This is a genomic window from Subdoligranulum sp. APC924/74 (assembly GCF_003324125.1).
Classification (GTDB): domain Bacteria; phylum Bacillota; class Clostridia; order Oscillospirales; family Ruminococcaceae; genus Gemmiger; species Gemmiger qucibialis.
In genome coordinates this window covers 18,917-28,974 of sequence record NZ_PSQF01000033.1, presented here as the reverse complement: position 1 = coordinate 28,974, position 10,058 = coordinate 18,917, and the positions used below count along the sequence as shown (strand labels likewise).

Here is a 10,058-nt window from a genome sequence, read left to right as displayed (position 1 = left end):
TTTTGGCAACGCAGATGCCGTGCCGCAGCTGCCGGAGCGGTGCTTAAGCCGCAAGGCGGGAATTGTGCGGTGTTGCCTAAGATAAACGGCACAGCCCGGTAAAAAGGCTGTGCCGTTTCTGCTATCAATTATTTTGTTTTTGGGTGGCCATTTTCCACATTGCTGGTGCCCTGCTCCATCAGATAGGTGGCAATCAGGTCCGAAGCGTGCAGCTTGACGGCCAGCGGGTAGCGGTTGTAAGCATCGCTTACCGCAAAACTGCCGCCGCGTACCGCATCGTCAAAACCGCCCATATGCCAGCGGATGGCAATGGCTTCATCGGTTTTTAGGCGCATGAAGTGCTCAATGAGATAAACGCTCTTTTCACCGTGGCCATAGGGCAGCTGGTCGGCTACCTGATAAAAAGGAACTTTCTCCCATTGACCGGTAGCATCATTTTTCACGTTGCGGGTGCTGACTTTGTAAAAGTTCGCCTTGCATACATCGTGCAGCAGGGCGCACACCGCAAAAGTTTCGGGGTTATCTTCCCCTTCCGTGAAAAAGTGCTGCATCATGGCGTTGTACACATTGATGCTGTGCATCACAAGGCCGCACTCGCATGCACCGTGGAACTTGGTGGAAGCGGGCGCGGTAAAAAAGTCTGTGCCCTCCAGCCATTTCAGCAGGCGGTCCGCACCGGGGCGGGTGACATTCTTGTTGTAAATGTCAATAAATTGTGCGCGATAATCTTCCATCACAGCTCCATGTCATCAAGAATGCCTTTCAGGGCAATCAGGTCCTCTTTGGTCATGCTGATGCCCTTGCCCATCTTGCTGCCGTCCGGGGACCAGTCACGGATGTCGTACTTCGGCTCATGGTCGTTCCAGCTGATCAGGTTCAGCTGGCGCTCCCAGCCGCTGGAGTTGGTGGAAAGAACAGCAATGCGCTCGGTGATTTCATATTTGAATGCCATAATAACAGGATCTCCTTCATCATTGGCACAGGGCAGCGCGGTGCCGCCCCGGCCATAAAATTTCTCGTGTTTCATCATAGCGGATTTGCCGCAAAATTGCAAGGGGAAAAGCGTTGCGGTGTGGGGAAGGCGGTGATATACTGAGTGGTAAGTGGTAAGTGGTAAGTGGTAAGTGGTAAGTGGTAAGTGGTAAGTGGTAAGTGGTAAGTGGTAAGTGGTAAGTGGGGCGGGGGACTCTCATCCCGCCGAAGCCTTGCCGTATTGCATATTATAAAACCTGCAACAAACCCAACCCTATTTGTAGGGGACGATGCTTGCATCGCCCCGTATGACGGGCCTTGCCCAATATTCTACCCCGGAATACAACAAATACCACCAAAAAAAACAAGATACGCCCCACCCAAGAATAAAGGCAATACCGCATAATTCTAAGTGCCGATACGGCGAGCGAGGTGCGGCAGATGCTAAGCCAAAAGCGCAGATAATACTGGATGCTGCAAAGGTGAGCGCCGCCAGTGGCGGAAACAGCGAACCGAAGCAGGGGCAGCGGTCGCAGAGTGCGAGGGGCTTTTGCCCCCGAAGCACGATGCGGGTACCGCAACCCGACATTATCGAGCATTTTGGCAACGCAGATGCCGTGCCGCAGCTGTCGGAGCGGTGCTTAAGCCGCAAGGCGGGAATTGTGCGGTGTTGCCTAAAATCAAAACAGAAAAGGAGAACCTCATGCAGCTGCAATCCCTTTCCCGCCGGTACACCGTCCGGCGGCTGATGGAAACAGATGTGGATGCCATGCTGGCTTTGTGCAGCGGCAACCCGCAGTTCTACCGCTACCACCCGCCCATGGCCACCAAAGCCAGCATTCTGGATGATCTGCAGGCTGTTCCGCCGGGCAAAACGTTGTCGGATAAATATTTTATCGGCTTTTATGACGGTGAAACGCTGGCCGCGATGATGGATCTGATCACCGGCTACCCCAACCCGGCCACCGCATACATCGGCCTATTTATGGTGGATGCTGCCCAGCAGGGCAGGGGTACCGGCAGCGCACTGATTGCAGATTGCAAGCAGGCATTGCGGGCCGAACAATTCAAAACACTGCGCCTTGCCATCGACGAGGGCAACCCCCAAAGCAAAGCTTTCTGGCAGAAAAACGGTTTTGCGTTGACCGGCCAGCGCACCCCGAACGAAAATGGCGCTTACCTGCCCATGGAGTGTGAACTATAAAACAAAGCAAAAGGCATGTGCCGCACGGCGAGAATACCATCTCCCGTATGCGGCACATGCCTGTTTCTATTTTGCCGTCAAATAAATCCGTCCATCCACATTGGTTACGGCGTACAGCGCCGGGGCGGTGCTTTGGGCACTGCGCAGACCATCATCGGCCAGATCAGCGTAACGTGCGGTAAAATCATCGGTTACGCCAAACAGCACCAGCCAGGTCACATCATGCTCGCCGATGTTGTAGCCGAGGTCCACATCAGTTTCGCTGCTCTGGGCTTCCACCGCGGTAACGGCGGGATACAGCTCGTACTGGTAGTACCACATGTTCTGCACGGCCATCGAGTCGTCGGCGCTCAGCAGCCAAATGCTGCCATTCTGTGCGCCGTCCATGCGGGTTAGCATGTCTGCAGCGATCTGTTGCTGCTCGGTGCGCCAGTCGGCTTTCGGCAGGCAGAAGAGGGATGCAGCACCGCCCGCTTGCCAGATGCCCCAAAGCGTGCTGCAAACCAGCAGGCAGGGAACAATGGCGGGCACCGCATGCCCGGCCATTCGCGGCAGGCGGTGGGCCGCAGCAAACCCGGCCAGCAGGGCTTCGCCTTCCAGCACGCTGAACCAGCCGAGGAAAAAGCAGCAGAAGTACCGCTCCCAGCTGGCCATCTCCAGTGCCTCATAAGGGCTCATGCCGCAGATGTACACATAGAACAACACGCCCTGATAAAGCGGCCAGTACAAGATCATGCACAGCCCCGGCAGCGCCGTGCGCAGCCCCTGCCACCGCCCCATGGCCCAGATCAGAACGATTAAAAGCAACACCGCGGCCGCAGCGCACAAACAGCCCACCTTGAAGGTGCTGGCCCCAAACAGCAGCGGATAGCTGCGCAGCCGGGCATAGTAGCGGTCCCACACATCGTAAAAGTAGCGGTCAAAACCGGTGCGGGCCTCTTGCCAGCACTGCAAAAAGTATCCCGGCCCCATGGAGGAAAACTGGTCATCGGCCCGGTGCAGGGCTTTCAGCAGCAGCTTCCAGGCAAGCGGTATGGCAAAGCAGGGCAGCGCAGCGGTAAAGGGCAGCAGGAAGCCGCGCAGGATGCCGCCCTTATCCCGCAGCGCATCCAGCAGGCATTGCAGAAACCAGATGCCCACCACGCACAGCGCGAACACGGTGCCAATCTCTTTTACAGTGGTCAATGCGCCGCACAGGAATGCCAGCGCCAGACCGCGCTGCACGCGGCTGTTAGCAGCACAGGGCAGCAGGATAACACAAAGCGCCGCAGCAAACAGGGCACCCACCGGGGCGTCCATATAAGCAGTCGTATAGGGGGTATCGGGGGCAAACAGCCAAAACAGCGCCGGTGCGGCCAGGCAGGCGCAGACAGTATAAGCGATGCGCGGGCGGCGGGCTGTGACCTGCGGCAGGGCAAACAGGGCAGAAGCCGCCGCAGCCAGCGGCAGCGCAGTGACAAACAGTACATCCGCTTCCCGGTATTGGGCGGCGGGCAGCGCAAACAGGGCGTACAGCCCCGGCAGGCCCTGCGGGTATGCCTGATGGGCCAGGCTGCGGGTGGTATCCCACACGGCAAAACGGTGCTGGTAAAATACACTTTTGAAGTAGATACCCCAATGGCTGAATTCATCCCAGGTCTGGAATTCCGGCTGCCGGATGGCGAACACCGCCATCAGCACCCCGGCAGCGCTGCAAAAGGCCAGCACACCCGGGGAGAGCAGCTGAGGCAAAATTTCGTGACGGCGGCGCTGCGCCAGGGTGAGCACAGCCCCCACAAGCAGCAGCTGGGCCCCCAGCCAAAGCTGGTTGCAGCTGCCAGCCAGCTGCAGCACTACCATGCAAAAGCACAGCCCGCACAGCGGGGCAAACCCGGCGGGCAGCCGCAGCTTGCAGCAAAGCCAGAACCCCCAGAACAGCAGGCAGGCAAGACCAATGATTTGTGCCAGAATGCTCATAGATGCACCTCAGTTTATTTTTACGGCCAGCACGGCAAAGCGGCTGTTGGTTGTAACGGTGGCAACGCCGCAGGTGGAAAGGGTCAGCAGCTGGTCCCCATATTGGGGCACAACGCCGGTATCGTAAAGCGAAAGTTCCAGAATGGCATCCACGCGCTGCTGCCATTCTTCCTGCGTGGAAGCATCAAAAAAGGAATAGTAGGGCAGCGCATCCGCGCCAAGCTCAGTGCGCAGCACAGCGGCAACCTGCCAGGTGCCTTCTTCGTACAGCGTATCAAACTGAAAGGTAGGGTGGGCGGTGTAAAACGCTTTGTCCGCATAGTTCAGCAGCTGGCTGAACATGCTGCCGCTGGCAGTGTTGTGGCCGTAAATCAGGGCATTGGCCGTTCCGGCGGCGTTTGGCGTGGCAAGGCGGCAGCGCTCATCCAAAAACAGCGTTCCGGCGGTGGAATACAGTCGGTCAAACCCGCGGCGCAGGTAATAACTGTTGTCTGCCTGAACCACAGGGTAGTTAATGTTGGTGCCGTTGATGCACAGCCAGCCTGCAAGGTCGGGATTCTGGGCGTAAAGCTCCTGATACTGAGGCAGAATATCCGCCGCCTGGGCGGCATCTGGGCTTGGATGCGGCGCGGGGGAAGAGTGGACATCACTGTCCGCACTTTCGGCGGCCAGCACATCCACCGTTGCGGCCCGCGGGGTAATGGCAATCGGGGTGGGGGAGGGCTGCTCCGTTGACTCCGCGGTGGTGACCGGGGCTTCCGGCTGGCCGCCGCGGAATACAGTATCCCGCAGGATCAGCCCGGCAGCCAGGCAAAGCACCGCAGCGCCGCAAATGCGCAGCGCCCAGGCCCGGTGCTTTTGGCGCCGCCGCAGCGCCGTGCGTGCAGCAAACGGATACAAGCGGCTGTCCCCCCGCAGGCGAGGAAAACGGCGTGGCATAGAAAAACACCCCCTTGCATAAAATAAGGTAAAAAAAAGGGAAGCCGCGCGGCCTCCCTTTTGGAATGGACGAATAAAATCAGATACGCTTGAGCATAACCAGGCCTGCGGAACAAACCAAAATCAACCCCAGCACAGCAGCCAGGTAAGGCACCGGAAAATCCCCGGTAGCGGGGGTATCCACCTCTTCGGCCTCGCTTTCCGCAGGAGCTTCGGTTGCTTCCGTAGTGGGGGCTGCGGTCTGTGCATTGTTCACGGTATCAGCGTCAGCCACGGTGCTGTTTACGGTAATAGGCTCGCTGCGAATATTGCGGGATGAGGATGCCGTGGGTGCGGCAGTTGCGATCGAATCAGCGGAGACGGCCGCATGGCTGCCGCAGGCAACACAGAACAACAGCAGCGCAGCAACGATCACCGCACACAAAAAACGCTTCAACGGCGCAAAACCTCCCTTTTGCATAAAATAATATATCCAATGGGCACAAAAACCATACATACATGCAAAACCGCCGGCAACAGTATCCCTGCGCCAGCATGCTATATAACATCTACATGTTACCACGTTTTACGCCAATGGTCAATATGAAGCGATTAAAAAGCAGATGGTTCAGACAAAACAAAGCAAAAAACAGCGCAGAAATGCTGAAAATGTATGTCGGAAGCAGTAATTTGCACCGTCGAACCCCCAGAACCCGCCATTTGAAAAACAGCGGCGCAGTGTGGCTTTCCTGAAAGGAAAAACAGAGCCGCAACGCTAAAATCTACTTGACAGCGACAGGAAAAAACGATAAAATATTAAAACTAGTGCGGCTCCCACCGGGCCGCACGACTTTTTAATTGCTAAGGAGACATTGACAATGGCCAAAGAAGTTGTTGTTACCCATGAGGGTTATAAAAAGCTGGAAGAAGAACTGGACACCCTGAAAACTGTCAAGCGTTCCGAGATTGCTGAAAAGATCAAGGTTGCCCGTGGTTACGGTGACCTTTCTGAGAACGCGGAATACGATGCCGCCAAGGAAGAGCAGGCTGTGGTTGAAGCCCGCATTGCTGACCTGGAAGCTACCCTGAAGGTTGCCCGCATCATGGACGACAGTGACCTGAGCCTGGATACCGTTTCTATCGGTATGCATGTGCGCATCCTGGCAGAGGGCGATGAGCCGGATGAAGCTGAAGAGTATGATATCACCGGTTCTACCGAAGCCGACATCGACCAGGGCCGTATCAGCGATGAAAGTCCGGTCGGCGCTGCCCTCATCGGCCACAAGACTGGCGATAAGGTTGACGTTACCCTGCCCAACGGCAATATTTTGGAATACACCATTCTGGGTGTCAGCCGCAGCCGCTGATCACCCCCGGATATAAAAACAGGAAAGGAACCTGCGCCATGGAACAGAACAAGCAGTCCGCCCCCCAGAACGCCGCATCGGAAGCGGCAGTACGGCGTCAGAAGCTGGCCGACCTCAAGGCCGCCGGCCACGACCCGTTTACCATCACCAAATGCAAGCAGGATGCTTTCTCTGCTGATTTGAAAGAAGAATATAAAGATTTGCCCGCTGAGGAAGATACCGGCCGTATGGTCAGCCTGGCTGGCCGTATGATGTCCAAGCGCGTTATGGGCAAGGCCAGCTTTGCCCACCTGCGCGATGCGAAAGGTGATATCCAAATCTTCGTCAAGCGTGATCTGCTGGGCGATGAAGCATACGCCGCATTCAAAAAGATGGATGTGGGCGACATCATTGCCTGCACCGGCGAAGTGTTCCGCACCAAAATGGGCGAACTGAGCGTGCGCGTGCATGAGCTGACCTTGGTTTCCAAGAGTCTGCTGCCTCTGCCCGAAAAGTTCCATGGCCTGACTGACCGTGAAGCCCGCTACCGCCAGCGCTATGTTGACCTGATCGTCAACCCCGAAGTCAAGGATACTTTTGTTAAGCGCAGCCAGATCCTGAAAGAGATCCGCGCTTACCTGGACGAAAAGGGCTTTTTGGAGGTCGATACCCCCATCCTGACCCCGTTTGAAATCGGCGCTTCTGCCCGTCCTTTCTATACCCATCACAATACGCTGGATATGGATATGGTGCTGCGCATCGAGACAGAGCTTTACCTCAAGCGCCTGATCGTGGGTGGCATGGACCGTGTATATGAGGTTGGCCGTATCTTCCGCAACGAGGGTATGGACCCCAAGCATAACCCCGAATTCACCACCATTGAGCTGTATCAGGCATTCACTGATTTCCACGGCATGATGGATCTGGTGGAAGAGCTCTACAAACGCCTGGCTCTCAAGGTCTGCGGCAGCATGGAGATCACCTACCAGGGCAAGCAGATCGACTTGGGCCACTGGGAGCGCCTGACCATGGTGGAGGCCGTCAAGAAGTATTCCGGTGTTGATTTCAATGACTGGAAAACCGATGAGGATGCCATCGCCGCTGCTAAGGAGCACCATGTGGAGCTGCCCGAAGTTCCGACCAAGGGTGCGATCCTGGCAGAGTTCTTTGATGCATTTGTTGAAGATAAGCTCATCCAGCCTACTTTTATCTATGATTATCCTGTCGAAATCAGCCCGCTGGCCAAGCGCAAGCCCGATGACCCGGCGTTTACTGAGCGGTTTGAGTATTTCATTGACTGCACCGAGTATGGCAACGCATTCAGCGAGTTGAATGACCCCATCGACCAGAAAGCACGTTTTGAGCGCCAGGTTGCTGAGCGCAAGGCCATCGAGCCCAACTGCAAAGCCCAGGTTGATTACGACTATGTTACCGCTTTGGAATACGGCCTGCCCCCCACGGGCGGCCTCGGCTTCGGCGTTGACCGTCTCGTCATGCTCCTGACCGACAGCGCCTCCATCCGCGATGTTCTGCTGTTCCCCACGATGAAGCCGATTGACTAATTTTATGCCGCAGCTATGATATAAAATTGCAAAAAAACAGGCGATTTTTGGGCGAAATGTACCAAATTTATCCCATTTGCCTGAAAATGTCCACAAGCGATTTTGCGCGCATCCTGCCGAAAAGCAGGATGCGCTTTTTTGTTGCAGCGTGAATTTTCACCACTGGCGGTACGGTTTTGAGAGCCTATCGCCAGTCTTGACAGACAAAACCGCAGCAATTTCCGAAGGAAAATTTCGGCGAGGGAGACATATTCTCCCCCGCCGTTTATTATTTGTAAAGAAGATGTTCATAATGCACGATTACACCGAATCATATTTAGACAAGCTGATGAATTTTCATTGAAAGCTGAAGAAGTACCAATTATGGTATAGGCTTAGATGTAGAATAAAAGTACGGAAATGAATTTTTACATGAATCAAAGCGATTGTTTAACAGTGTTCAACACATAGAAATATTCATTGGCTTGTTGTGCAGATTGACGAAAGAGAAAGCAACGATTTTGAACCGCAAAGAGAATCAACGTATAGTCGATATGCTTGTTGACCTGTGGATGAAACTCATGAAGAGAACACCTGAAATAACCCAAACACAATGTTAGCGAAAGAAAACATTTGTGTTTAATTCCCAGAAAGAATGTGGTATACTTGGTACAATACTAGCTTGCACAACAGGGAGGACCAATCTATGGCTGTGAGTTATAAAAAACTATGGAAACTGTTGATTGATCACGACATGAAAAAGCGCGATTTGGAAAAGGCTGCACAGGTCAGCCACTATACAATGAATAAGCTCACCCACGGCGATAATGTTACCACGGATGTGCTGGCGCGCATCTGCTTTGCACTTGACGCTGATGTGGGTGACATTATGGAAATCATCCCGGATGACAAAGGAGAGACCACCCATGGTGCGTAAAGAATACAGTGCAGGTGGCGTCAAGCACCCGTTCTGGTTTTTGGAATTCAAAAAAGCCGCCATCCTGCGCGATCAGGGCGTAACGTGGGAGGGACTCCGCACCCGCAGTCGTGAGGAAAACCTCTTTTCTGCTGCTTCGCCTGCCCGCGCCGAGATGACCTGTAACACGGTGGAGGCCCGGATGCAAACGCTGCCGGACAGCTTTCTACCGATGTTCGTCTTTGGAGATCCGGCTACGCAAAAGCTTTTCTGTCTACTGGCCTGCATGGGAAACGACACGCTCTTCTTTGAATTTGTATATGAAGTGATTCGTGAAAAAGTACAGCTTGGTGTTAATGCGTTTTCGGATGCTGACATTCGCCTTTTCTTTAAGGAAAAGCAGTCACAGGACGAAAAGGTAGCTGAATGGACAGACGCCACCCTTAAACGCTTAGGCAGCTATTACAAAAATCTGCTGTATGAAGCCGGGCTCACCGACCACGGCAAAACCGAGCGCCGCTACGCCAAGCCCATCATTGACCGTGAACTGGAATACTGGATGAAAGACAACGGCTTGCAGCCTATGTATGCCGCGCTGACGGGGGAAAACTGATATGACATTTGAAGAACGCCTTGATGCCATGGAGCTGGAAATTCGCAAACCGATTTTCCGTAAGAACCGTGGCCGCGCTAACGAGGTCAACTACTGGGTGTTCGACTACCCACCCGAAAAAGAGCTGGAAGTCCGCGCCCGCATCGAACGGATGCAGCAAAAGAATGCCACAGGCAACGACGATTTCAAACTCGTCGTCTTTGATTTATACGACTACATCATCGACACGCTGGAGAAAGAAGGCTTCCTCGACCAGTGCTACCGTTTTGAGGATCGCCGCGGCATTGACCGCATCGTCAAAGCCGTGGGCAACCTGCTCTGCGTCAACGATGACGACAGCCTGATCGTCCGCCATATCGAGGAAAACACCCCAGAAAACGCCATCGTGTTCCTGATCGGCATCGGCAAGTGCTACCCGCTGCTGCGCTCCCACAAGGTACTGAACAATCTCAGCCAATCCTTTGGCCGCGTGCCGGTGGTGCTGTTCTTCCCCGGCACGTATGATGAACAATCCCTGATCCTATTTGATGAACTGAAAGATGACAACTATTACCGCGCGTTTCGGCTTGTAAAACCGTAAGGAGGAAGTTCC

At 54.6% G+C, this 10,058-nt stretch carries 11 protein-coding genes; 6 read left to right on the top strand and 5 right to left on the bottom strand.

All coding sequences use genetic code 11. The features are described from left to right. Positions 1–128: 128 nt before the first annotated feature. Positions 129–734 carry an HD domain-containing protein gene (locus C4885_RS09285; RefSeq protein WP_114000060.1) on the bottom strand — a complete coding sequence of 202 codons (606 nt, stop codon included), beginning with the start codon at positions 732–734 and terminating at the stop codon, positions 129–131. Continuing rightward, positions 734–955, bottom strand: a complete 222-nt coding sequence (locus C4885_RS09280; RefSeq protein WP_114000062.1) for a YdbC family protein — start codon at positions 953–955, stop codon at positions 734–736. The genes C4885_RS09285 and C4885_RS09280 overlap by 1 nt, the downstream gene beginning before the upstream one ends. Positions 956–1,675: 720 nt before the next feature. Here C4885_RS09280 and C4885_RS09275 point away from each other — a divergent pair. Continuing rightward, the gene (locus tag C4885_RS09275; protein ID WP_114000059.1) at positions 1,676–2,176 is read left to right on the top strand and encodes a GNAT family N-acetyltransferase; all 501 of its coding nucleotides are present in this window, start codon (positions 1,676–1,678) and stop codon (positions 2,174–2,176) included. Positions 2,177–2,242: 66 nt separating this feature from the next. Here the strand turns inward: C4885_RS09275 and C4885_RS09270 are convergent, their stop codons facing one another. The 3 genes from C4885_RS09270 to C4885_RS09260 all read right to left on the bottom strand — a co-directional run bounded on the left by C4885_RS09270 (position 2,243) and on the right by C4885_RS09260 (position 5,507). Further along, on the bottom strand, positions 2,243–4,132 hold the full coding sequence (locus C4885_RS09270) for a hypothetical protein (RefSeq protein WP_114000058.1): 1,890 nt from the start codon (positions 4,130–4,132) through the stop codon (positions 2,243–2,245). Between the two features lie 9 nt (positions 4,133–4,141). Continuing rightward, entirely contained in the window at positions 4,142–5,071 is a 930-nt protein-coding gene (locus C4885_RS09265; protein ID WP_114000057.1) for a class B sortase, read from the bottom strand. A gap of 79 nt (positions 5,072–5,150) precedes the next feature. Beyond that, on the bottom strand, positions 5,151–5,507 hold the full coding sequence (locus C4885_RS09260) for a hypothetical protein (RefSeq protein WP_114000056.1): 357 nt from the start codon (positions 5,505–5,507) through the stop codon (positions 5,151–5,153). Positions 5,508–5,922: 415 nt separating this feature from the next. On the opposite strand from C4885_RS09260, the gene greA reads away from it, so the two are divergent. The 5 genes from greA to C4885_RS09235 all read left to right on the top strand — a co-directional run bounded on the left by greA (position 5,923) and on the right by C4885_RS09235 (position 10,046). Beyond that, positions 5,923–6,417, top strand: coding sequence for a transcription elongation factor GreA (gene greA, locus C4885_RS09255; protein WP_199488096.1), 495 nt, complete (start codon positions 5,923–5,925; stop codon positions 6,415–6,417). Between the two features lie 38 nt (positions 6,418–6,455). After that, entirely contained in the window at positions 6,456–7,958 is a 1,503-nt protein-coding gene (lysS, locus tag C4885_RS09250) for a lysine--tRNA ligase (RefSeq protein WP_114000054.1), read from the top strand. A 685-nt stretch (positions 7,959–8,643) separates the two neighbouring features. Continuing rightward, positions 8,644–8,874, top strand: coding sequence for a helix-turn-helix transcriptional regulator (locus C4885_RS09245; protein ID WP_114000053.1), 231 nt, complete (start codon positions 8,644–8,646; stop codon positions 8,872–8,874). Next, positions 8,864–9,466 carry a DUF1819 family protein gene (locus C4885_RS09240; protein ID WP_114000052.1) on the top strand — a complete coding sequence of 201 codons (603 nt, stop codon included), beginning with the start codon at positions 8,864–8,866 and terminating at the stop codon, positions 9,464–9,466. Before C4885_RS09245 ends, C4885_RS09240 begins: the two co-directional genes overlap by 11 nt. Position 9,467: 1 nt before the next feature. Next, entirely contained in the window at positions 9,468–10,046 is a 579-nt protein-coding gene (locus tag C4885_RS09235) for a DUF1788 domain-containing protein (protein WP_114000051.1), read from the top strand. Positions 10,047–10,058: the final 12 nt, after the last annotated feature.